At 62.6% G+C, this 22,882-nt stretch carries 24 protein-coding genes and 1 pseudogene; 11 read left to right on the top strand and 14 right to left on the bottom strand.

The genetic code is table 11. The features are described 5' to 3' along the window. Positions 1-18: 18 nt before the first annotated feature. The 4 genes from P0D80_RS15890 to P0D80_RS15875 form a co-directional block, all read right to left on the bottom strand. Positions 19-1,170, bottom strand: a complete 1,152-nt coding sequence (locus tag P0D80_RS15890) for a CmpA/NrtA family ABC transporter substrate-binding protein (protein WP_408285171.1) — start codon at positions 1,168-1,170, stop codon at positions 19-21. Positions 1,171-1,180: 10 nt separating this feature from the next. Further along, on the bottom strand, positions 1,181-1,756 hold the full coding sequence (locus tag P0D80_RS15885; protein ID WP_132377466.1) for an ANTAR domain-containing response regulator: 576 nt from the start codon (positions 1,754-1,756) through the stop codon (positions 1,181-1,183). Between the two features lie 178 nt (positions 1,757-1,934). Beyond that, the gene (locus P0D80_RS15880) at positions 1,935-3,179 is read right to left on the bottom strand and encodes a cyanate transporter (RefSeq protein ID WP_408285169.1); all 1,245 of its coding nucleotides are present in this window, start codon (positions 3,177-3,179) and stop codon (positions 1,935-1,937) included. Positions 3,180-3,568: 389 nt separating this feature from the next. Further along, positions 3,569-4,192 carry a TetR/AcrR family transcriptional regulator gene (locus P0D80_RS15875; RefSeq protein WP_408285166.1) on the bottom strand — a complete coding sequence of 208 codons (624 nt, stop codon included), beginning with the start codon at positions 4,190-4,192 and terminating at the stop codon, positions 3,569-3,571. Between the two features lie 135 nt (positions 4,193-4,327). Here P0D80_RS15875 and P0D80_RS15870 point away from each other — a divergent pair, with 135 nt between their 5' ends. The 3 genes from P0D80_RS15870 (at position 4,328) to P0D80_RS15860 (ending at position 8,031) form a co-directional block, all read left to right on the top strand. Next, positions 4,328-4,825: a DinB family protein gene (locus tag P0D80_RS15870; RefSeq protein ID WP_408285164.1), complete on the top strand. Its 498-nt coding sequence runs from the start codon at positions 4,328-4,330 to the stop codon at positions 4,823-4,825. A 343-nt stretch (positions 4,826-5,168) separates the two neighbouring features. Then, a complete protein-coding gene (locus P0D80_RS15865) occupies positions 5,169-7,304 on the top strand; it encodes a TonB-dependent siderophore receptor (RefSeq protein ID WP_408285162.1) in 2,136 nt (711 codons plus the stop codon). 28 nt (positions 7,305-7,332) lie between these two features. Further along, positions 7,333-8,031, top strand: coding sequence for a PepSY-associated TM helix domain-containing protein (locus P0D80_RS15860; protein WP_408178113.1), 699 nt, complete (start codon positions 7,333-7,335; stop codon positions 8,029-8,031). Between the two features lie 99 nt (positions 8,032-8,130). Here the strand turns inward: P0D80_RS15860 and P0D80_RS15855 are convergent, their stop codons facing one another. Continuing rightward, positions 8,131-8,331 carry a hypothetical protein gene (locus tag P0D80_RS15855; RefSeq protein ID WP_408285155.1) on the bottom strand — a complete coding sequence of 67 codons (201 nt, stop codon included), beginning with the start codon at positions 8,329-8,331 and terminating at the stop codon, positions 8,131-8,133. A gap of 511 nt (positions 8,332-8,842) precedes the next feature. Between P0D80_RS15855 and P0D80_RS15850 the strand changes: the two genes are divergently transcribed. From P0D80_RS15850 to P0D80_RS15835, 4 genes and pseudogenes are all read left to right on the top strand, one after another. Further along, a complete protein-coding gene (locus P0D80_RS15850) occupies positions 8,843-10,360 on the top strand; it encodes a CoA-acylating methylmalonate-semialdehyde dehydrogenase (protein WP_408285152.1) in 1,518 nt (505 codons plus the stop codon). Positions 10,361-10,591: 231 nt separating this feature from the next. After that, a pseudogene (locus tag P0D80_RS15845) lies at positions 10,592-10,956 on the top strand (translation initiation factor Sui1). A gap of 329 nt (positions 10,957-11,285) precedes the next feature. Next, on the top strand, positions 11,286-12,305 hold the full coding sequence (locus P0D80_RS15840) for an alcohol dehydrogenase (protein WP_132377462.1): 1,020 nt from the start codon (positions 11,286-11,288) through the stop codon (positions 12,303-12,305). A 329-nt stretch (positions 12,306-12,634) separates the two neighbouring features. Then, positions 12,635-13,378, top strand: a complete 744-nt coding sequence (locus tag P0D80_RS15835) for a GntR family transcriptional regulator (protein ID WP_408285149.1) — start codon at positions 12,635-12,637, stop codon at positions 13,376-13,378. Between the two features lie 235 nt (positions 13,379-13,613). On the opposite strand, the gene infA is transcribed toward P0D80_RS15835, so the two are convergent. The 3 genes from infA to P0D80_RS15820 form a co-directional block, all read right to left on the bottom strand. After that, positions 13,614-13,886 carry a translation initiation factor IF-1 gene (gene infA / locus P0D80_RS15830; protein ID WP_012427521.1) on the bottom strand — a complete coding sequence of 91 codons (273 nt, stop codon included), beginning with the start codon at positions 13,884-13,886 and terminating at the stop codon, positions 13,614-13,616. Positions 13,887-14,017: 131 nt separating this feature from the next. Beyond that, complete coding sequence (locus P0D80_RS15825; RefSeq protein ID WP_035557986.1) at positions 14,018-14,299, bottom strand: hypothetical protein; 282 nt, start codon at positions 14,297-14,299, stop codon at positions 14,018-14,020. A 584-nt stretch (positions 14,300-14,883) separates the two neighbouring features. Beyond that, positions 14,884-15,102 (bottom strand): hypothetical protein, encoded by a 219-nt coding sequence (locus tag P0D80_RS15820; protein WP_132377461.1) that lies wholly within the window; start codon positions 15,100-15,102, stop codon positions 14,884-14,886. 191 nt (positions 15,103-15,293) lie between these two features. Between P0D80_RS15820 and P0D80_RS15815 the strand changes: the two genes are divergently transcribed. From P0D80_RS15815 to P0D80_RS15805, 3 genes are read left to right on the top strand one after another with little or no spacing between them, the layout of a single operon-like run. Then, positions 15,294-15,938 (top strand): helix-turn-helix transcriptional regulator, encoded by a 645-nt coding sequence (locus P0D80_RS15815; RefSeq protein ID WP_095421107.1) that lies wholly within the window; start codon positions 15,294-15,296, stop codon positions 15,936-15,938. 52 nt (positions 15,939-15,990) lie between these two features. Continuing rightward, the gene (locus P0D80_RS15810) at positions 15,991-16,185 is read left to right on the top strand and encodes a DUF1653 domain-containing protein (protein WP_132377460.1); all 195 of its coding nucleotides are present in this window, start codon (positions 15,991-15,993) and stop codon (positions 16,183-16,185) included. A 25-nt stretch (positions 16,186-16,210) separates the two neighbouring features. Next, positions 16,211-16,405, top strand: coding sequence for a YqaE/Pmp3 family membrane protein (locus P0D80_RS15805; RefSeq protein ID WP_028194701.1), 195 nt, complete (start codon positions 16,211-16,213; stop codon positions 16,403-16,405). 22 nt (positions 16,406-16,427) lie between these two features. On the opposite strand, the gene P0D80_RS15800 is transcribed toward P0D80_RS15805, so the two are convergent. Both P0D80_RS15800 and P0D80_RS15795 read right to left on the bottom strand, forming a co-directional pair. After that, positions 16,428-16,739, bottom strand: coding sequence for a 2Fe-2S iron-sulfur cluster-binding protein (locus P0D80_RS15800; RefSeq protein ID WP_132377459.1), 312 nt, complete (start codon positions 16,737-16,739; stop codon positions 16,428-16,430). Positions 16,740-16,785: 46 nt separating this feature from the next. Further along, the gene (locus P0D80_RS15795; RefSeq protein WP_408285145.1) at positions 16,786-18,777 is read right to left on the bottom strand and encodes a sigma-54-dependent Fis family transcriptional regulator; all 1,992 of its coding nucleotides are present in this window, start codon (positions 18,775-18,777) and stop codon (positions 16,786-16,788) included. Positions 18,778-19,180: 403 nt separating this feature from the next. On the opposite strand from P0D80_RS15795, the gene P0D80_RS15790 reads away from it, so the two are divergent. After that, positions 19,181-19,471: a DUF1488 family protein gene (locus P0D80_RS15790; RefSeq protein ID WP_132377457.1), complete on the top strand. Its 291-nt coding sequence runs from the start codon at positions 19,181-19,183 to the stop codon at positions 19,469-19,471. A gap of 152 nt (positions 19,472-19,623) precedes the next feature. Here the strand turns inward: P0D80_RS15790 and P0D80_RS15785 are convergent, their stop codons facing one another. From P0D80_RS15785 to P0D80_RS15770, 4 genes are all read right to left on the bottom strand, one after another. Then, positions 19,624-20,154, bottom strand: a complete 531-nt coding sequence (locus tag P0D80_RS15785; protein WP_408178108.1) for a cytochrome b — start codon at positions 20,152-20,154, stop codon at positions 19,624-19,626. 136 nt (positions 20,155-20,290) lie between these two features. After that, positions 20,291-21,592, bottom strand: coding sequence for an NCS2 family permease (locus P0D80_RS15780; RefSeq protein ID WP_408178107.1), 1,302 nt, complete (start codon positions 21,590-21,592; stop codon positions 20,291-20,293). A 155-nt stretch (positions 21,593-21,747) separates the two neighbouring features. Continuing rightward, the gene (locus tag P0D80_RS15775) at positions 21,748-22,245 is read right to left on the bottom strand and encodes a YaiI/YqxD family protein (RefSeq protein WP_408285141.1); all 498 of its coding nucleotides are present in this window, start codon (positions 22,243-22,245) and stop codon (positions 21,748-21,750) included. Between the two features lie 303 nt (positions 22,246-22,548). Further along, complete coding sequence (locus P0D80_RS15770) at positions 22,549-22,809, bottom strand: DUF4148 domain-containing protein (RefSeq protein ID WP_408285138.1); 261 nt, start codon at positions 22,807-22,809, stop codon at positions 22,549-22,551. Positions 22,810-22,882 lie beyond the last annotated feature (73 nt).

The following is a 22,882-nucleotide window of genomic DNA, read 5'->3' as shown; positions in this document are numbered from 1 at the left end:
GGCGAGCAACTCAGCAACTCAGCGGCGAATCGGAAAGCGCTGTGCGTAAGCGGTGGGTGACGTGCTGTCGCTCCACGTTTCGCCGTCGATCAATACCTTTGAAGCGCCTTCTTCCGGCACCGCCACGTTCACTGCGGTGGCCGCCTCGCGATACAACTGCGTCTGGTTGATCCGCGCGGCAATGTCCGCGTAATCCGCGCGCGCGTCGATCATGCCCCAGCGTTCGAACTGCGTGAGAAACCACGCGCCTTCGAACGCTTGCGGATAATTGACCGCGCCGTTGCCGAAGAAGCGCATGGGCAGACCGCCAGGTGCGGAAGCGGCAATTTCGTCGCCCAGGCGCGCGGCGATCAATGTTTCATCGATGCCGACATACTCGGGCCGCGCAAGCCAATGCGCGATTTCCTCGCGATGTCCCGCGCCATCGAGCCAGCGGCACGCTTCGAGCATGGTCTGCACGAGTGCGCGTGCTGCATTCGGATTCGCGCTGACAAAATCGCGCCGGCACGCCAGCACTTTGTCGGGATGATCCGGCCACACGTCGCTCGTATAAGCGATCGTTCTGCCGACACCTTGCGCTTCCGCCTGCGCGTTCCAGGGCTCGCCGACACACAGGCCGTCGAGTTTGTCTTCGGCGAGCGCAGCGACCATTTGCGGCGGGGGAATCGCCACGCTCTCGATCTCGCGCAGCGGATCCACGCCTTGCGACGCGAGCCAGTAGTACAGCCACATCGCATGCGTGCCGGTCGGGAAGGTTTGCGCGAAGACCGGCTTGCGGCCGAGCGTCGCCAGTGCCTTGGGCAGCGTGCCGTGTTCGGCGAACGCATCGGCGAGCCGGTTCGACAGCGTGATGGCCTGGCCATTGCGGTTGAGCACCATCAGCACGGCCATATCCGTTTGCGGTCCGCCCAGGCCCAGTTGCACGCCGTAGACGAGTCCGTAGAGCGCGTGGGCCGCATCCAGATCGCCCGACAGCAGTTTGTCGCGCACGGCGGCCCATGACGGCTGACGCGACAGCTCCAGGGTCAGGCCGTGTGCATGGCCGAATTCGAGCAGCTTGGCGGCGACGAGCGGTGCGGCGTCCGAAAGCGCCACGAAGCCGAGCCGCAAATGGGTCTTCTCGAGCTGCCCCGATGTGGACGTTCTGGCGAGTGAAGTAGGAGAGTTCATGGACGGCGCTTCATTTGAGCGAGTCAGCCGCCGCGATGATGGCGCGCGCGACCTCGGCGAGTTTGACGCCCTGGTTCATCGCGCGTTTGCGCAGGTTGGCGTAGGCGGCGTGTTCGGTGATTTTCTGCTGATCCATCAGGATGCGCTTGGCGCGATCGATCAGCTTGCGCTCGGCGAGTTCGTTCTCGACTTGCGCGAGACGTTCGCGCAACTGCGATTCCTGCGCGAAACGCGCGAGCGCGACTTCGAGGATCGGCGCGAGGCGCTCGGTCGCGAGACCTTCGACGAGATAGGCCGTGACGCCCGCGCCGACGGCGTCGCGAATCAACTGCTGGTTGGCGTCGTGGCTGAACATCAGCACCGGACGCGGCGCGGTGGCGTTCATCACGGCGAGTTGTTCGAGCGTATCGCGCGACGGCGATTCCGTATCGATGATGATGACATCCGGCCGCTCGCACTGCACCACGCGATGCAGCGCTTGCGGCGTGGCGGTGCCTGCCAGCATCTCGTAGCCGAGGCGGGCAAGGGCGTCGCGAAGGTCGCCGATGGGCTTATCGGTGTCGGTTACGAGGAGAACGCGCAGCATGGAGTGGGGCTTTATCAACGGCTAGCCTTGTATTAAGCAACGGCTATGCCAGGCGATGCGCGCGAAGGTGTAACGAAAGCAATCACGGACTTAGCGGCTGCATGGGCCGCCGAGGCTGCACCTGCGCGGGGCACACGAGGCCGATGCACCGAAGCGGCGCACGGCGGCGCCGCTTACTTCATCGACGCCATTCGCTGTAACTGCGGGGCGAGAACAGAAAACTCACCGCGATCATTGCGACGACGCAGCCGGCCAGCATGATCCACGCGACACCGAAGCTTCCGCTCCAGCCGCGCACGAGGCCGGCCACGATCGGTGCACTAGCCGCCACGATGAAACCGACGCCCTGGGTGAACGCGACGAGCTTGCCGGCCACGCGATGGTCGGCCGAATGATCCATCGCGGTCACGAGCGTCAACGAAAAAGTGCCGCCGAGTCCCGCGCCTGCCACGCCGACCCATAGCAAGGGCGCCGCGTCGGGCCAGACGATCAAGCCAAGCAATCCGAACAGTTGCGCCGCGAGGCCGAGCGTGAGCCACGGCCGCCGATCCCGGAACGACGCCGCGGCGAGCGGCAGCAACAGGGCGGCGGTGGCCTGGAACACCGTCATGCCCGCCAGCAGCGAACCGCTTGCCGCGACGCTCACGCCGCGCTGCTGATAAAACGCCGGCAACCATGCAACGAGACTCGTATAGCCGCCGTTGACGATGCCGAAGTAGAGCCCGAGCGTCCACGCGCGCCGCGTGCGCCAAAGCGAAAGGGTAACGCCGTTGACGGGAACAGCCTTTGCCGTGGCGCTGCTGGCAGAAGCCTGCCGGTTCAATGCCCACCAGCAGACCAGCGCGATGCAAGCCGGAATCGCCCACACCGCGAGCCCCGCATGCCACGACTGCGTCGCGCGGCTCACCCATGGACTCAAACTCGCGCCCAACCCGCCGCCGCCCATGATGGACGCTGAGAACACGCCCATCGCAAGCGGCACGCGCGCATGAAAGCGCTGCTTCATCACGGCGGGCAGCAGCGCCTGGATCGCCGCGACGCCCACGCCCGCGAGCAACGCGGTGGCGAGCAGTGCCGTGCCGCTCGACGCCGTCCACCGTGCCGCGCAGGCCAGCGCGATCGCTAGCAAGCCGAGCACGACACCGCGTGTTTCGCCGATCGTGCGGGTCAGCGCGCCCGCGCCGAATGCGCCGATGCCCATCGCGACGACCGGCAGGCTGGTCAGCAACGACGCGCCGTAGAAACTGAGGCCAGTTGCGTCGCGGATCGTCGTCATCAAAGGGCTGATCGACGTGAGCAGCGGGCGCAGATTGATGCCGATCGCGACGATCGCAGCCAGCCACACGACGTCCCGCCACTTCAGCGCCGTGGCGGTGTGGTGAGCGGGAATACGGGGCGGGCTGGCGCTGGAGGGCGAATTCACAATGGTCCTGTGGCGAGGGATGGGCGGTGTGAAAAAACCTGCGAAGGCTCGGTTTTGGTCAACCATAATAACAAAAAATGGTTAACCATTTTCATAATGTCCGGTATAGCGCGCTGCATAGGGACAGTTCTCGGCTTTGCGTGCCGAGTGCAATAGGTGTTCGTGGAAGTGCTAGCGCGCAGCTTCAGCTTGCGCCGCTCACGATGTGGGGCGCGACGAGATCCGGGCAACTTGCGAGGGTTGTGCGTTCAACGGACAGAGAGTCGCTCTGGCTTTTGTTCGAGGTGGGTGAGCGAGCGAAGGAGAGGCGATGTGTTAGCCGGAAAAGAGACGCTCACTCACGGGAAACTCTCCGTGAGTGCTCGTTGCTCTTCCGTCAACCACGGCGACTACTGCAGATACCGGACTATCAGCCGCGTGGCCTCGTCGACGAGCGCTGCAAACGCTTCGTCCGAGAGACTCTCGGAATGGTGCACGACCGCTGTATGCGTCAGCGCCTCGATGGTTGTCACGCACACAAACGCCGCAAGCTCGAGGTCGAGTGCGCGAAATTCATCGTGGTGCGCCTCGAGGAAGGTCCTGAACAGCGCATAGGTTTCCCCGTTCAGTAGTGCGGTGTTTTCAAGCCGCCCGGTGCGCGAAGTCTGTTCCGAGAGCACGCGATGCAGCTGCGGATCGATCCGATGCGCCTCGATCGACGCGGCGACGAGCGTGCGCACCGCTTGCTCCATCGGCAGTGCCGCCGCCTCTGCCAACGCGCCACGGACGACCTGCATGACTTCCTGGCTATGGCGCTCCATGACGGCGCTCACGAGCGCCTCTTTGCCGGGGAAATATTGGTAGAGCGAACCAACACTCACGCCCGCTCTTTCGGCGATACGGTTGGTGCTGGCTTTGTCGAACCCGTCCCTGACCAGAATGCGAGCGGTTGCTTCGATCAAGGCATCGACAGTGACACGCGATCTGCCTTGAGACGCGTGTTTCCTGGGTTTCGTGAGCGGTTTTCGCGCCATTTCTCGCGCTCCAAATGCGAGTAGGTAAGGACGGGTTTTCACTCGTATTATGCATCTCGCGAATCGAATGGCAACGCTGAAGCCACGCTGGATCGAACGCGAATCGCAACCTTCGACGCTGAAAGGAGACGTCTTATGATAGATCAGCCCTATGCAAAACTTGTTGCCGTCAAACGGTGGGCCGATCGCGGCCTCTACGATGCTGTCAGCCAGAATTTCGACCGGCTGAGCAGTGAGGAATCGTCGATCATGCTTCGCATCCTCGACCATATCCATGTGGTCGACAGAATCTTTCAGCATCATTTGCAGGGACTCTCGCACCCGTTTCAGGCGCCGCGATCGGAGAGCATGCCGGGGCTCCAGGCGTTGGCAAACAGTGCGCGAAAAGTCGACGACTGGTATGCGGAGTATGTGGACAGTTTGACGGAGAGCGACTTCGAGCAGCCTGTCGATTTCGTCTTCACTAGCGGAAAGCCGGCGCGCATGCGGCGAGGCGAAATCATTCTGCATGTGTGCCTGCATGGCACTTATCACCGGGGGAATGCGGGTGCCGTTCTTCAGTTGAAGGGCCTCCGCCCGAGCCGTGATGCGATCACGGACTTTCTCGAAGACTGCGTCCCGGACAATTTGTGACGTCCGCGCACGTCGACGGCGAAGAGCCGTCGACGGATGTATCGATAGTGCCGCGTGCGTCGCAGTGAACCGCGCGGCGCGTCTCGCAGAGATGACAGTCGGTCCTCGGGCAGGCACGTCAGCCCTGATTTTCGAAAGTAAATTGTAATTTTCAGATGGGCAATCCGAATGTGTCAGATTGACGAAAATTTGAATAAATGCAAACAGTAACGATTCGTATTAACATGCGCCCTTTTGAAAGCAACGTGCCGACACCAAGCGCCTCGCCTTGATTGGTGAAAGGGATGGTGTCCGCTTGATCGGGGGGTATATGTTTCGCCGCAGGAACGCGAGCAAGGTCTCATTGCTCGACACAACAAGTTTGCTGGTTAATGCACTGCTGGCCGCGGGGCTAATCGGCGGCTCGCCAGCCTTTGCCGAGGCCGCTGAAACGGGCGATGCAGCCAGCGAGGCGTCCGCGGCGTCCGATCCGCAGCAACTCGCCCCGGTCCGTGTCACAAGCACGAAGGCGCAGGGCTTCGCTCCCACGACCGTTGAAACAGGCCCGTATCGCGGACTCGATGCACTCGACGTGCCGGCCACGGTGAACGTCGTCACGCGAGGCGTGATGGATGCTCAGGGCGATACCGGCCTTTACGACGCGCTGCGTAACGTTGCCGGCGTGACGCGCCAGCAACTGAGCGGCCTTGCGTACGACAACATCTCGATTCGCGGCATTCCGCTCGATAACCGCTCGAGCTTCTACTTCAACGGCGTACTCCCGATCGACAACAACATCTGGATGCCGATGGAGGACAAGGAGCGCGTCGAAGTATTGAAGGGCGCGTCCGCGCTGTACTACGGCTTCACGGTCCCCGCCGGCATCGTCAACATGGTGACCAAACGGGCGGGCTCCGAACCCGTGACCAGCATTTCGCTGCTCGGCGATTCGCATGGATCGTATGGTGCTCACGCCGATATTGCGCGACGCTTCGGGCCGGATGATCAGTTCGGCATTCGCGTGAACGCAATGGATGAACACGTCGAGACGCCCATCGACGGTGACCACGGCTACCGCAAGTTCATCAGCGCGGCGTTCGACTGGCGCGTGAACAGCAAGCTCAAGCTCCAGTACGACTTCGAGCATATCGAAACGAGCATCGTCGAGCAGGCGGGTATCGTGCCGCTGGCACCGAAGAACGGTGTCATCTCGCTTCCGGCCCTGCCTGATCCGTCGAAGCTCCTCGTCAGCGGCAGTCAGCCCACGCTCGCGAGCGCCAACACGCAATTGCTGCGCGCCGACTACGCGTTCTCCGACCACTGGAGCGCGACGTTTTCTCTCGGCCAGTCGATAACGCGTCGCGACCGTTGGGCATGGGTCTTCCAGAAGTACAACGTCGTCACGGGGGCCGGCACTCTGCAGGCGAGCCAGCAGAACGGCCAGATGTACGAGAACAAAAACGTTCGGCTGGACGTCAACGGCGATTTCAAAACAGGATCGATCGGCCACACACTGACAGTCGGCGTCACGCAGAACTGGCTATTCCAGCCGGACTTCACGACGAACTTCTTCACGGCGAACCAGAACCTCTACAATCCCGTTCCAATCACGAAGCTCACGCCGAGCGGGACACCCAAGCAGTTTTTTGCGCAGCATATCCGCAATAGCGGGGTCTACGCGTTCGATCAGATCGACCTCACGTCGCGACTGCAAGTGGTGGCGGGCGTGCGTCGCTCGGAATACATCACGTCGCAGGCCGGTACGCCGAACTCGGACATTAGCCGGACTTCGCCCTCGGGCAGCGTGAGCTTTCGCCTGACGCCGAATACGAGCGTCTACGCGAGCTACGTCGAGGCGCTGGAATCGGCCGGCAGTGCTCCGGCGACGGCGAATAACGCCAATCAGATACTGCCTGCGGTCGTTAGCCGCCAGGAAGAAGTTGGCGTGCGTACGCGTATTCCAGGCAATACGCTCGTGTCTCTGGCGCTGTTCAATCTGCGCCAGCCGTCGGCGGAGGTCAACAGCGACAACGTCTATGTGCTGGACGGTAACGCCCGCTATCGCGGCGTCGAGTTTTCCATACAGGGCGATGTGGCACGGGATGTTTCGCTGACTGCGTCCGCGGTCTATCTCGACGCAAAGCAGGTCGATTCGTCCGACCCCACGCTGCTCGGCAAGACGCCCGAGAACACCCCACACGTGACCGCCAGTCTTTTTGCCGAATACCGGGTTCCCGTCCTCGCCGGGCTGTCGGTCAACGCAGGTGTGTACTACATCGGCTCGCGACCGGTCAACAGCGCGGATCAGGCGAGCATTGGCGGCTACACGCTCTTTACGGCAGGCGCGCGTTACTCGACGCGGGTCTACGGCAAGCATGTGTCATTCCAGGCCAACCTCGAGAACGCCACGAACAAGCGGTACTGGAGCGCGGCCGGCTCCAACCAGCTCGGCGTGGGTCTCGGACGCACACTTGAATTGACCTCGACGCTCGATTTCTAGACTCCACGCAAACAATGAGAACCAGACCATGAATACTCAGGTAACCGAAATGAATGAGCCACGCGCTGAAGCTGCCGAGCCGCTGTCGCAAAAGGGCAGGTCATCAAGCCGTCGCGGCGTCTTTCTCAAATGGTTGCGGCGGATCCATGGCTGGATTGGACTGTGGGGCGCCGTTCTTGGCCTGCTCTTCGGCGTGACGGGTTTTCTGCAGAATCATCGGGCGACCATGAAGATCCGCGTTGGCGACGCGCCGGTCGTGTCGAAGATACATTTGCAGGTGCCCGATCCGGCTCCCCAGTCTCCGCGCGACATGGCGAACTGGCTGCGCTCGGAACTCAAGCTGGACCGTCCTGCGGAACGGGCGAACCGTGAACCTGCTCACGCTGTTACATGGGGGGACCGGTCCGTGATGCAACCCGAGCGTTGGCAGATCCGTTTCATCGCACCGAGCTACCTTCTCAGCGCGGAGTACTGGAAGGGCGGCAACACAATCGATATCGAACGCCGCGATCAGGGTCTCGTCAACACGCTGGAAGGCTTGCATCGGGCCGAAGGTGCGCGAGCAGGCTGGATTTTGCTGGCGGACTCGATGGCGGGAAGCCTCGTGCTGCTCTCACTCACCGGCGTGGTGCTCTGGACCGGGCTTAATCGTCGACGGACGACAGGCGCGGTAATCTTCCTTGTCGCTTTGGGTGCGGGCATCGTGCTCGCCTTGCAGTCGCTTTGAACGATTTGGGGCGCGCGTCAAGCGAAGGTCAGGGTTAAAACTTGAGAAAATAGTGTGCGCCTCGGACAGACGAACTGCGACGCGCAGGGGCGAGCGTAATCAGTCGGGTGCGTGTTCCACGGTGGTTCCACCGTGATCCCCAATGGTGGTTGAGCCGTCACGAATCCCGTTCAACAAACGGATCGTGTCGGCAATGGCCTCAGAAACGGTCTTGCGTCCAGCGCCACCGGACACTATGGACATTGCCTCGCTGTCCATCGCTGCACAATCGCTGATGTCTTTGACGGTAAGGTTGATCATGACGTTTCTCCATGCTGTTGCACATCGTTGATGAGGAATCGCCTGTTGGCGACTTGTGAACAGTTAGGGCCTCTTCAGCTGTTGGTGCCGAGCCCACCATCCGGCGAGTCTCGTGTAGCGGTATTTAATAATTGCCTCGTAGGCATATCCGGCGCTTCTCGACTCTAGTAAATAGAGTTACACAGTGGACGCATCAACGCGCCCTGTTCAAAAAGTGAAGCCGACGTCGAGAGAAGATACGCACATCAATCCGACTTCGCGCCTTTAGCGGCGGCACTGCACAGAACATCACCGTTCACTCCAGCTTGCCAAGCCTTTCCGCTAATTTCGATTTGTTCCTGCTGCGCAAGACTGTTTGTCGGACGCGGGTGTTCGAAATCCGAATCAATGCGCCTACATTGGCCTCTATCGGAGCCGTCGGCCCGATCGACAGTGAAGCCGAACGACCCATGTTCGAAGACATGAGGAGGCGTGGCGCGCGCAGCGCCCGCATCCCGCCATAGGAGTACACATGAGCGAAGCAAATCAAGGCGCTGTGCGCGAGCTGAGTCATTTCATCGACGGCCGACGCGCCGCTGGCGCGAGCGGGCGGTTCAACGACGTATTCGATCCGGCGCAAGGCCGGGTGGCGGCCCGCGTGCCGGTCGCAAACGCAGCTGAAGTCGCCGCCGCCGTCGCCGCCGCGAAAGCCGCATTCCCGGCCTGGAGCGAAACGGCGCCGCTCAAGCGCGCCCGTTTGATGTTCAAGTTCAAGGAACTGCTCGAGGCGCATTCGGACGAACTCGCCGAACTCATTACGCGCGACCACGGCAAGCTGTTTTCGGACGCGAAGGGCGAGGTGGTGCGCGGTATCGAAATCGTCGAATTCGCGTGTGGCATTCCGAACCTGCTCAAGACCGATTTCACCGATCAGATCAGCGGCGGCATCGACAACTGGAATCTACGTCAGCCGCTCGGCGTGGCCGCGGGCGTCACGCCGTTCAATTTCCCGATGGTAGTGCCGTGCTGGATGTTCGTGATGGCAGCCGCGTGCGGCAACACGTTCGTGCTCAAGCCCTCGGAGCGCACGCCGTCGGCATCGATCCGGCTCGCCGAGCTGTTCATCGAGGCGGGCTTTCCCAAAGGCGTGTTCAATGTCGTGCATGGCGACAAGTCGGTCGTCGATGCGCTGATCGAGCACCCCGATGTGGCCGCGATATCGGTCGTCGGCTCGACTCCGGTCGCTGAATACATCTACAGCGAAAGTGCAAAGCGCGGCAAGCGCGTGCAGGCGTTGGGCAGTGCGAAAAACCATCTGGTCGTCATGCCCGACGCCGATCTCGATCAGGCGGTCGATGCGCTGATCGCGTCGTCGTATGGCTCGGCCGGCGAGCGCTGCATGGCGACCTCGGTCGCGGTGGCGGTGGGGCGTATCGGCGACGAGCTGATCGAGCGTCTCGCGCCGCGCGTGCGCTCGCTCAGGATCGGCGGCGGCATGGAGCCCGATCTGGACATGGGGCCGCTCATCAGCGCCGCGCATCGCGCCAAGGTGCTGGGCTATATCAATGCGGGCGTCGCGGCAGGTGCCAGGCTCGTCGTCGATGGTCGCGGCCATCGCGTGCCCGGCCACGAAGAGGGTTTCTTTCTCGGCGGCTCGCTCTTTGACGACGTGAAGCCTGAGATGAGCATCTATCGGGAAGAGATTTTCGGACCGGTCCTGTCGGTTGTCCGCGTGCCGGATCTCGCGAGTGCGATAGCACTCGTCAATGCGCACGAACTGGGAAACTGCGTATCGCTCTTTACTTCCGATGGCGGCGCGGCGCGCACATTCTCCAGGCAGATTCACATCGGCATGGTGGGCATCAACGTGCCGAGTCCGGTGCCGCCGGCGTGGCATTCGTTCGGGGGCTGGAAGCGATCGTTGTTCGGCGATCATCACGCGTACGGCGAGGAAGCCGTGCGCTTTTACACGCACTACAAGAGCGTCATGCAGCGCTGGCCCGACAGCATCGCCAAAGGTGCCGAATTCGCGATGCCCGTGGCCCAGTAAACCGAACCGGGCGCGCTTGTCATTGAAGCGGGCGCAAGGACGGCTATCACTGAATTCGCGGCTATCTCTACTGCATCGGTGTAATCACCGTAGAGATGCCGGGAGAAGGCCGGACACGAGAAATCGTCGCCGCGTGGCGAGCGGCGGCGCGTTAAACATTGAGAGGCAGTACAGGAGCCCCTGCTAAACTCGTCGTGATTTCCGACTTAAGTGTCTTTGAGTAAGCCAATCATGAAGAGTAGTTCAAAAGGCGGCCTTGTTTATTCCACCGATGGCGGACGGATGTGTCCCGAATGCAGCCAGGTGCTCGCGCAATGTGTCTGCAAGACGCTCGCCAAGGCACGAGCGGTAGGTGATGGTGTGGTGCGAGTGAGTCGCGAGACCAAGGGCCGGGGCGGGAAAAGCGTGACGCTCGTTAAAGGGCTGGCGCTCGATCCTCTTGCCTTGGCGTTGCTAGGCAAGCAGTTGCGCACGCGGCCTGCGGTTCTGGTGGAACGGTCAAGGATGGCGTGATCGAAGTGCAGGGTGACCATTGCGAGCGAGTCATCGAGGCGCTAAAAAAGTATGGCCACAGCGCGAAGAGGGCCGGGGGCTGAGCTCATCGCTTCCATGACCCGCTCGGTGATCCGGTCGAATGCTCGTCCCCACGGCCACAGCCTGGAACTCGACGCGGTTCGCAGACCTGGAAAGCGACTTTCTCCAACGGTGACCATACGCCATGCCACATGCTCCATCGGCCACCATGATCCCGCTTGCAAGACCCGTGCGAGACAGAGTCAGCGCTCATGGCCAGATTGGCAAGGCCGTGGCGCGCTGCCGAAAATATGGCGTAAGCTGAGCGCTCGACCGGAGGGTGACGTCGGCGGCAAATTTGCGAACCGGGTTCGGTCGACTCGCGTTCGTCTCTTTCACAAGGAGGAAAGCGATGCGGACGATGAAGGCAGTGCAGGTGGCAAAGGCCGGCGGACCCCTGGAGGTCGTTGAACGGGACGTGCCGGAACCCGGTGCCGGACAGGTGCTCATCAAGATCCAGGCGTGCGGTATCTGCCACAGTGACGCGTTGACGAAAGAAGGGCAGTGGCCGGGCCTGGAATATCCGCGGGTGCCCGGGCACGAGATCGCAGGCGTCATCGACAAGGTCGGCGCAGGCGTTGAAGGATGGCAGGCGGGGCAGCGAGTCGGCGTCGGCTGGCACGGCGGACATTGCGGACGGTGCGAGCATTGCCGTCGAGGCGATTTTGTTCTGTGTCAGCGCGCACTCGTACCTGGCATCAGCTACGACGGCGGCTATGCCGAGTTCATGGTGGCCCCGGTCGAAGCACTGGCGCGCATTCCGGATGATCTTTCCGATGTCGATGCCGCCCCTCTTCTGTGCGCGGGCATCACGACATTCAACGCGCTGCGCAACAGCGGCGCGCGTGCCGGGGACGTGGTCGCCGTTCTGGGCATTGGCGGACTTGGCCATCTCGGCGTGCAGTTCGCGCGAAAGATGGGATTTGTCACGGTAGCCATCGCGCGTGGGCAAGACAAGGCAAGTCTGGCGAAAGAGCTTGGCGCCCATCACTACATCGACAGCACGGCGGTGAACGTCGCAGAGGCGTTGCAGGCTTTGGGCGGCGCTCGCGTGATTCTTGCCACCGTCACCAGCGGTAAAGCGATGAGCGCCGTAGTGGGCGGCCTCGGATTGAACGGCAAGCTGATCATGGTCGGACTCTCCGAAGAGCCCGTCGAGGTGCCGATCGCGCAGTTCATCATGGGGCGAAATTCGGTGCAAGGCTGGCCGTCGGGCACGTCGGCGGATTCGCAGGACACGCTCGCCTTCAGCGCGCTATCGGGCATCAAACCGATGATCGAAGAATTCCCGCTAACGAAAGCTGCCGAGGCCTACGACCGGATGATGAGCGGCGCCGCACGGTTCAGGGTTGTGCTCAACACGGGACAATAGAAGCGCGCGACTTTCGGCCGTGTTTGAGACGTCTTCACATCGGCACGGTCGACGCCCTTACGATCCCACGTCGTGTAGAACGTCTGCCGCAAAGCCGGAAACCTGCATCTCTTCAACTTAAACCACGAAGTGCCGCCGCAGCAGCATCGCCGCGGCTCTTCGGCGTTCACGTTGAAAACTGGCGATGTCCATCGACCGTCTTCGCGCGGAGAAGATTCAACGCAAGCACGACACGGGCATCTGCTTGCCCGAACCGTGGATGATGGCGCAGGCTGCCCGCCGCGGCTAGAATGCCAGCCGATATCGCTCCATTCCCGATTACATAATTCATGGCTCCACGTCCCCGGCGTCCGTCGTCTGCCGACACGGAAACGCCCATTCAAGCTGCACGCGACGACGATTCGATCAGCGTCGAAGAGCGTATTTACGCGTCCATTACCGCCGCGCTGTTGCAGGGGCGCCTGCGGCCGGGCGCGCAACTCGTCGAACGCGATCTTGCTGCCGCGTTCGGCTGCACGCGCGGCGCGCTGCGCAAGGTGCTGGCGCGGCTGGGCTTCGAGGGCAAGCTCGTGCTGGAGGCGAATCGCGGTGCGTTCGTGCCGTCGCCGTCGGAAGAGGACATTCGCCAGGTGTATCGCGCGCGGCAGATCGTCGAGGCGGGCATCGTCGCGGCTTTGTGCGGGGCGTTGAGCGCGCAGCACAAGCGGCGCTTGCGCGCGCATGTGCGCAGCGAAGAGAAGGCGTTGAGCGCGGGCGCCGTCGAAGAGTCCGTGCGTCTTGCCGGCCAGTTCCACGTGCTGCTGACGGAGTTGGCGGGCGGCACGGAGTTGCTCGGGCTGGTCGGGCAACTGGTCGCCAAAACCGAGTTATATAAAGCGCTGTTCGACCCGTCGAAGGGTTCGACCTGTTCCGCGGACGAACACACGCAAATCATCGACGCCCTCGACGCGGGCGATCTCGACGTTGCACTGTCGGCTATGCGCGAGCATCTGGCGGAATTGGAGGAGCGGGTAGTCGAGCAGGTGCGCAAAAGCGCCGTCCGCGAGGATCTCGGGACGGTGTTCGGGCTTTAAACGCGTGTATGCAGGAAGCGAGGAAGGCGTGTGAAACGCACGCTGGCAACAGAAAGGGCCACGCGCTAAAGCGAATCGGGCAAAACCAGGCTGCAACGAAGCGATGCCGCAGCGCGCCGCTCAGGCTCGAGTCAACGAGTCAAGCCGGAGAAGGCGCGCGAATGGCTTCGCGTACGACTTAATCGCAATGGATCACGCCAAGACCGTGCGCGGCGCGGTCAGCGTGCCGCCAGCCTTAACGGCGACGGAATTGCGTGTTGCGAGCACCGCCGCCACCGGTGGCGCGCTCGTCTTTGTGACGGAAATTGATCCGGCCTTTGGTCAGATCGTAGACCGACAGTTCCAGCGTCACGCGGTCGCCCGCGAGAATACGGATGTGGTTCTTGCGCATGCGTCCGGACGCGTAAGCGCCAACCACGACGCCGTTGTCGAGCGTCACGCGGTAACGGCTGTCCGGAAGTACTTCGTCGACGATACCGTCAAGTTCAAGCAGTTCTTCTTTCGCCATGCATAACTCCTGGTCGATGGGATAAGGGGTGTTGGTCGCCCACGCCGGGCAGCACAACATCAGATGGGGGCAAAAGCGGGCTTTTCGAGCCCGCCGTCCTGCGGCATCAGCCTATGCGCTGATAGTACCGCTCAAAGATCGGCGACGGACTGACCGTCTACACGGCCGTCGATCAATTGCTCGGCGTGGGCCATGCACGCAATGCGCGCCTTGCCCGTGCCGTCGAACGGAAACAGGTACTGCAGACGGAACACACGCCCGTCGGCGGCCGGATTTGCGCCCACGCGGCAGATGCGCACCGACGCGTCGTAGCCGGCGTCCGGATTGCGGCTCGTCTGACCGTCCGCCGGGCGGCGCGGATAGACGAGCGGGTGAATTTCATAACCCTTGTACGTCTTGACAACTGAATTCATGAAGCACGTGTCCTGTAATACGTGGCCGGCGTGTCACGCGTGTTACGCGCGGCACGACAGGCCGGGCAGCGCAGCACCTTGGGGCGCGCCGCCATGGAAAAAGGTTGGCACAGGCCCGATCGCAAGGGCTTGAGCGCGGCCGCGCAAAATCGCGGATTCGATGGAGAAGAAACACGCTGATGTCGCGCGGACATCGGGCGCGTAAAGCTGAACACTCAGCTGCACAACTCGCGACGGCGAATGCATGCGACGCATTGCCGGGGTGACGGGATCGCCGACAGGCGGTCGAACAGTCGGGGGTGGTGCGCAGACGCCGGTTTTAGACTGCCCGGTGTTGCCTGATCAAGCCGGTTGTTGCCTACTAATGCGAATGCGGCGAATGCGGGATACAGCTATTCCAATATGATGCACTAAATAGGGCTAATTGGATAGCAAAAAGTTCCACGCAGGGACAAACCGCCCGGCCGGCGGGGCTTTGCGAGCGACGCGATCGTCGCGAACGGCGTGCCGGGGCATGAGCGGCACGCCGGGTGAGGGGTTGCGCCGTGACGGCGCGGGCGCTGGACGATCAACAGACTCGCGTTTCAGCGGGAAGTTTCGCTCACGCGCTTTTGCAACTCGCGCGATGCCGCCAGCGGAATGCGGGCGTCGTCCCAACCGGCCAGCCATTCGACTTCCTTCGACGTGAAGATCTGTCCGTGATTGCGCAGCGTGTATTGCAGCGAATCGATGATGTGATTGCGGATGATTTCCGGCGTGCCTTCGTCATCGAGCACGGCGCGAAACGCTTCAAGCGTGGCCATCTGTTGCTCCGTCAAATAGATGGGTCTTTTATCGCACGAAAAAAAATCGCTCGCCAAGCGGACAAAAATCGCCGCGTGACGAAGGGGGGCAGCGTTTGCTTTTTTGACGACGTGGCCGGCGCCACGGTCGCCGTGGCCGGGCCGGGTGGCTACAATGGCGAGTTGCCGCATCCTTCGAACACTGCGACCCCATGCGCAACCCAAACGTGTCTCCTGTGAAAGACCTGCTGCTCGAGCGCTACGCTCCCATCGCCGACGGCATCGCGGCGCTTTTCTATCCGTGCGCCGAAGTGGTGATTCACGACCTGCGCGATCAGACCATCGCGTACCTCGTGAACAACCTGTCGAAGCTCGAAGTCGGCGGGCCGTCGGTGCTGGACGAAGTCCATTACGCGGCGCGCGGCCAGACCATCGGACCGTACGAGAAGCTCAACTGGGACGGCCGGCGCATGCGTTGCGTGAGCAACATCCTGTTCGACGACGACGGCAAGCCGGCCGGCATGCTGTGCATCAACTTCAATATCGCGGTGTTCGAAGATGTGCGCTCCACGCTCGATCTGTTCATCAAGGGCGGTAATCTGACGGACGCGCCCGCGGAGGAACTGTTCCGCGACGACTGGCAGGACCGCATCAACACATACCTGCATACGTGGCTGCGCGAACGCCAGATCGGCATCAATGCGCTCACGCGCGAACACAAGCGGGAAATCGTCGAGGCACTGCACGCACAAGGCGCGTTTCGCGGCCGCAGTTCCGCGAACTACGTGGCCGCCGTGCTGACGATGGGACGCGCCACCGTCTACAAGATTCTGAAGCAGATGAAAGAGGGCGGCTGACGGTTCGACCGTCGCTGAATCGCCGAGATTGGTCAATTCAGGGAGGATAAGCATGGTGCGTTACCGGCACTACAAAGGCGGGATTTACGAACTGGTTTGCGAGGCCACGCTCGAGCCGGATCCGACGGTCACGATGATCGTCTACAAAGCCAGCGATGGTACGATCTGGACGCGTCCAGCCTCGGTATTTTTCGAACTGGTCGAAGTCGACGGCGCCAAGGTGCCGCGCTTCGCACCGATCAACTAGCCATTATCAACAAAGGGAAATCTGCATGCGGCTACTGCTTGCCATCATTCTGCCGTGGTTCCAGTTCTTCACGATCGGCCGCCCGTTCGCGGGCATCATCTGCCTGATCCTGCAGATCACGCTGATCGGCTGGATTCCGGCCGCGATCTGGTCGGTGTACGCGCTGAGCCAGTACAACACCGACAAGAAAATCGCCCGGGCGATGGGTAACGGGCGTTAAGGCCGGCGATGCGCGCCGCGCTTCACTTGAGCGGCGGCAATTCGACCGCATCCGGCGCTTCGATCACCACATCGGATTCCGCGATCGCTACGCACGGCAGAATATAGCCTTCCTGTTTTTCTTCCCGGCTGAGCCCGGGCCATTCGATCGTGTAGCGCACGCGTCCCGCAGTCATTTTGCACAGACACGTGCGGCACGTCCCATTACGGCACGAGCGCGGCAAGCGCAGATTCGCAAAGCCGGCGGCTTCGAGAATCGTGAGCGAATCGGGCGCTTCGAAGGTGTGGCCGAGCGGCTCGACGCGAACGAGAGGCGGGCGGGTAGAGTCGGACATCGTGTGAATCTGTGACGGATTGCGCCACACTTTACACGTTGCATCTTCAATGAGTCGTGCCGTTGCGTCGCAAATAGCGGTACACCGTATTGCGCGCCAATCCCAGCTCGCGTGCCGCCGCTGACACATTGCCGTCGAGCCGTTCGAGCGTTTGCGCGATCAGCGTGGCCTGCCATGCCTCCATCTTGCTGGACGCCGGCTGCCCCTGCGCTTGCGCCGCGGCGCGGACCTCATCGCAGGATTCTGAGCCCGCAAGCGCTGCCAGTGATTTCACTCGTGGCTCAGCCGCGGTGTCGACGCAATCCTGCAAGAAGTCCTCGGGCAAATCGTCGAGTTCGATCTGTTCCGCGCCTTCGGCCATGATGCTCGCGGTGCGCAACACGTTGGCCAGTTGCCGCAGATTGCCCGGCCAGCGGCATTGCGCGAATTGTTCGAGCACTTCGGCGGAGACGCGCCGTGGCAGGCGTTCGCCGTCGGCTTGCAATTCCAGTATGCGCGTGACGAGCACACGAAGATCCGTGCGCTCGCGCAGCGTCGGCAAGGTCAGGACGAGTCCATTGATCCGGTAGTACAGGTCTTCGCGGAACGTGCCGGCTTCGATCATCGCGCGCAGGTTGCGGTGGGTCGCGCAGACGATGCGCAAATCCACCGGAATCGCCCGGGTTCCGCCGAGCGGCACGACGTTGCGCTCCTGCAGCACGCGCATCAGGCGCACTTGCTGGGCGAGCGGCATGTCGCCGATTTCGTCGAGGAACAGCGTGCCGCCGTCGGCCTGCACGATCTTGCCGATGCTGCCGCGTTTCTTCGCGCCGGTGAACGCGCCGTCTTCGTAGCCGAACAACTCCGCCTCGATCAGCGTATCCGGCAACGACGCGCAATTCAGCGCGATGAACGGCGCGGCCCGGCGCGGCGAATCGTGATGGATGGCGCGCGCCAGCCACTCCTTGCCGGTGCCGGTCTTGCCGAGCACGAGGATCGGAATATCGCGGCCCCGCAGTTTGGCGACACGCCGCAGGATCGCGGCGATTTGCGCGTCGCCGGTGTCGAGCGTTTCAAGCGTGGCTAGCGGCGCGGGATCGATGCAGCGCGGCGCATGACGCGCGTCGCCCGACAATGGCGCGCGCGAAGTGCCGGCGAAGCTTTCCGTCGGCCCGACGTAGCGTGGCAGCGTATATTCGCCGCGCGCCACCACGCGCACGCCGCTCGGCAGCGTCAACAGAATGCTCTCGCCGGGAGCGCGCGCGATCTGCTGCAACAGCCTCGCGAAGGCCACGCCGAACAGCGCATCGAACGGTTGCCGTTGCAGTTCGGCGAGCGGCTGCCCGAATTGAAACAGCGCGCTGCGATTGGCCGACAGGAACGTGCCGTCCGGCGCGAACGCGGCGAGCCCTTCGAACAGCGTGCCGATGAATTCCGCGCGCGCGTGAAAGTGCACGCGAATCGCGTCGACGAATTGATTGGAGAACAGATGATTTTCGATCATCTGCGCCGACATCCTCACCAGCGCGAGCGTGTGCTTATGAAAGCCGCGCGTATCGCCGCTCACATCGAGCGCGCCGATAGTGCGCCCGAACGGATCGGCAATCGGCGCGCACGAGCACGTGAGAATCCGGTTGGCGTGCAGGAAGTGTTCGCCGGCGTGCACGACGGTCGGCTGGCCATCGACGAGCGCGGTGCCGATCGCATTGGTGCCGCGATCCGCTTCGGCCCACGACACACCCGTACACAGCGCGACGCGATTGGCCTTTTCGACGAAGTCGCTGTCGCCGAGACTGTGCAGGATCACGCCGTGATTGTCGGTGAGCAGCACCATGCTTTGCGTATCGACGATCTGCGCATGCAGCGTCTCCATGACAGGAAGCGCATGCGTGAACAGCGATTGATTGCGATCGACGAGCTCACGCAGCGCAGGCCGGGGGAGCGGATGAAAGTCCGGCGTCTCCGACGCGCGCAGGCCGATTTCGAGCGAGCGGGCGTGAGCTTGCGCGATGACATCGGGCCGACCCACAGTGGGCGGCGTGGCGGAACGTTGGGTCAAGGCATGTCTCCGGTGAAACGGACACGGCGGGTACGTTGCCCTCCGCTCGATGCCGCAGCGCAACATGCGCGCCCACGGCCGAACACCGATATTACAGGACGAATCGCGCGGCGCACGGCAGGGAAAAAACGGAGGCCGTGCGGCGCCGCATGCCTCAAAAAAACGCGCGGAGCACCAAAATCAGGCAAACAAAAAGGAAAACTTGCGCCGTGGCCGAACTCGTCTAAAGTGAATCAAATCACCTCCGCGGGCCGCGAACTATTCCGCCGCCGCAATCAGGTGACGAGCCCGCGTCGTCAGCATTGGACAAGGAGGTTGTGGGCTAGCGACGCGATCAGACGCAACCGGCGTGCGCACTACCAGGCTACACCATGCGCAGCACCTACCTTCCAGGTGAACACCCATGCAGATCCTATTCCCGAATGAAACTCCTGAATATTCAGGTCGCGAACTCACCTTGGCGTTCCCGGCGATGGTCGATGGGCAGAGGGTGGAATGCATGATCACGGCGGAGGCACTGGAAGACCACTACGGCGCCGCATCGCCGCGTCTGGAGGACATGGTCGGCGCATTCGACGCGCACCGCGCCAGGATCGAAGCGGCCACGCGACGCCTGATATCGGAAACGAGAGCGCAATGTCTCGTGCTGAGAAGCGGCTATGTGCGCTTCTACGAAGCCAATTGGCGTAATTGACTGAAGGCGTTTCCGACGTCCTGTCGGTCAACGCCGCAAGCAGGAAAGCCGCGCAAGAAGCAGAAGGCGAGGAAACCCACGCGCGGCATCGATCATTCAAACCGTCCGCGGCCAGCCGTGCCGCCGGCGTCCCAACTTGCGCGCGAGTGCGCTCAAATCATCCGCCGCAGCGTCCGATCTTTCAACACTACGTGATGCGCGATTGCGGCCAGCGCGTGCAAGCCGATCACCCAGTAGAACGCATTGCCGAGCCACTCATGCACGGTCTTGAGCAATGGCCGCGCGACGGGATCGGCGCCGACCAGCGTGTAATCGATGTTGACCCACGCCAGCGTGACCGGATGTCCGCCGGTGTTGATCATCAGGATGCCGAGCAGCGGCTGGACGAAGATGAAAATGTACAAGGCGAGATGCGCGGCCCGCGCCAGAAAGGCGAGCAGCCGGTTGCTGTCGACTTCGGCGGGCGCGCCGGCCCACAGTCGCCAGAGCAGACGCAAACAGGCCAGCCCCAGCACCAGCGTGCCGCACCAGAAATGCACGCTGCTCCAGAACGCGCGGCTGTCGCTGCCCTTGGGCCCGCGAATCTCGATCGCCAGATAAGCCAGCGCGATCAGCAGAAACATGGCCCAGTGAAAGAAAATGGCGGGCGCCGTATAGCGGTCCGAGGTGCGGCTGTAAGACATGTAGGGGACTCCCGTGTCCAGGTCGATCGTTTTATTAATCGTCAGATGATAAACGGTGCCCGACCGGAATGGGCACCGTGAATAAAACCGTCGTTGATCCAGCCCCGGGTTTGGCCGACGAGCGTCCGCGCCGCGCCTACTCGCTGCCGAGATAGAAATAGCGGAACAGGAAAATCGCCGCGATGATCCATACCACCAGCTTCACCTTGCGCGCCTGGCCGGTCAACAGCTTCAGGCCCGCATACGAGATGAAGCCGAACGCGACGCCATTGGCGATCGAATAGGTGAAGGGCATCAGCAGCGCGGTGAGCGCGGCCGGCACGACTTCAGTGGCGTCGTCCCACGGCAGGTCGAGCATTTCGCGCAGCATCAGGCACGACACGTACAGCAGCGCCGGCGCCGTCGCATAGCCGGGCACCACACCCGCCAGCGGCGCGAAAAAGAGCGCCGCGAGGAACAGCACGGCCACGGTGATGGCCGTCACGCCCGTACGTCCGCCGGCTTGCACGCCCGACGCGCTTTCGATGTACGCGGTGGTCGACGAAGTCCCCAGCATCGAGCCGGCCAGAATTGCCGTGCTGTCCGCAAGCAGTGCGCGGTTAAGGCGGTGCATCTTGCCTTCCACCAGCAGCCCGGCGCGATTGGCCACGCCCATCAGCGTGCCGGTCGCATCGAACAGTTCGACGAGGAAGAACACGAGGATCACGTTCAGCACGCCGCCCGACAGCGCGCCGCGAATGTCGAGCTGGAACAGCGTCGGCGAAATGGACGGCGGCGCGGAGACGATGCCGTGGAACTGATTGCCGCCGAAGAAAAAGCTCAACACCGTCACGCCGACAATCCCGATCAGGATCGAGCCACGCACCCGCAGATGATCCAGCGTCACGATCGCGAAGAAGCCGATCACCGCGAGAATCACGTGCGGGTTGTGCAGATCGCCGAGCGTCACGAGCGTGGCCGGACTGCCGACCACTACGCCGGCCGACTTCAGCGAAATGATCGCGAGAAAGAGGCCGATACCGCCGGTGATGGCAATGCGTATCGAATGCGGAATGCCGTTGACGATCACCTCACGCACGCGAAACAGCGTGACGATCAGGAACAGGCAGCCGGAAATGAACACCGCGCCGAGCGCGGCCTGCCAGGTGAAGCCCATGCCTTTCACGACGGTGTACGCGAAGTACGCGTTCAGCCCCATGCCCGGCGCGAGCGCGATCGGATAGTTCGCGTAGAGACCCATGATCAATGACGCGAGCGCGGCCACGATGCAGGTCGCGACGAACACCGCGTCCTTCGGCATGCCGGCGTCGCCGAGAATCGCCGGGTTGACGAAGATGATGTAGGCCATCGTCAGGAAGGTGGTCAGTCCGGCGAGCACTTCGGTGCGCAGGTTGGTGCCAGCGGCTTCGAAGCCGAAGTAGCGTTTTATGGAGTCCATGAGGCGGGTCTCTCGTCGTTCAGAAAGCGTTTCTTGTGGTTGGGGCGGTGAAGGCGCCGCGTCGCTGAGGCTGCGGGCGCTGGGGTCACGGGCGGATTGTAGTCAGGATTGGCGGCGGTGTGCCGCATTGTGTGGCTGAGCGGCTGTGTAAACGCTCATTCGGCGGGCGGTTCGTCGGGAGATTGTGGCGCCGATGCATCAGGCTGCGGCCGTTGGCGCGCCAGCCAGCGATCCAGTTCGCCCGCGAAGCTCTTACTGTCGCGTTGGCTGAAGGCCGAAGGGCCGCCGGTATCGACGCCGCTGCCGCGCAACTGGTCGAGCATCGACCGCATGCGCAGCCGTTCTTCGATCGTGCCGGGCGTGTACCAGTTGCCGCGCGGATCGAGCGCCTGGGCGTTTTTGGCCAGCACGGCGGCGGCGAGTGGGATGTCGGCGGTGATCACGAGATCGTCGGCGGCGACACGTTCGGCGATGAGGTCGTCGGCGGCGTCGAAGCCGGCCGGCACCTGGATCGCGCGGATCAACGGCGACGGCGGCACGCGCAGAAACGAATTGGCGACCAGCGTCAGCCTCATGCCGGTGCGGCGCGCGGCACGGTACAGCATGTCCTTGATCACGGCCGGACAGGCGTCGGCGTCAACCCAGATTGACATGGTTCGGATTCCGGCGGCGGGTTGTCGAAGGGGCGAGATGATACCTTGCCAGCGCGCGGGGCGGCGCGGCAAGCGAATTTACGATGTTGCGGGGAAGCGGGGAAGCGGGGAAGCGGGGAAGCGGGGAAGCGGGAAAGCGGGAAAGCAGGAAAGCGGAAAGCGGAAAGCGGAAAGTGGAAAGTGGAAAGTGGAAAGTGGAAAGTGGAAAGCGGAAAGTGGAAAGCAGGAAAGGCATATGGGGCTAAAAGCGCCCGCGACCGTTGCAGTCGCAGGCAGCCCCGCATGCCACGCGGCAACTGGCGCTTACTGCGCTATCGTTCCACCCGATCCCTGCGCCCGCCGTTGCGCGACGATACGGCCGGCGCGTTGCGCATTCTCCGGGTAGTCGATCCAGTCGAGCGGATCGTAACCGGCGGCACGCCAGTCGGCCAGATCGGCCTTCACCTGGGCACGCGTTTTCGGCGCCGACGGATCGTAGGGCCGCGCCGAAGTCTGCGCAAACGCGGTGCTCATGCTCACGGCGGCCAACAGCGCGCCGAGTCCAACTCGAGAAACGATTTTCATGACGAGCTCCTATGGAGCGGTTAAAAACGACAGCGGTATTCTAGTTTTCATATGCATTTCGAGTAAGGCGATT

Source organism: Paraburkholderia sp. RL17-373-BIF-A (genome assembly GCF_046030175.1).
In the GTDB taxonomy this organism is placed as follows: Bacteria; Pseudomonadota; Gammaproteobacteria; order Burkholderiales; family Burkholderiaceae; genus Paraburkholderia.
The sequence above is the reverse complement of the archived record's forward strand: the minus strand, read 5'-3'. Positions and strand labels throughout refer to the sequence as shown.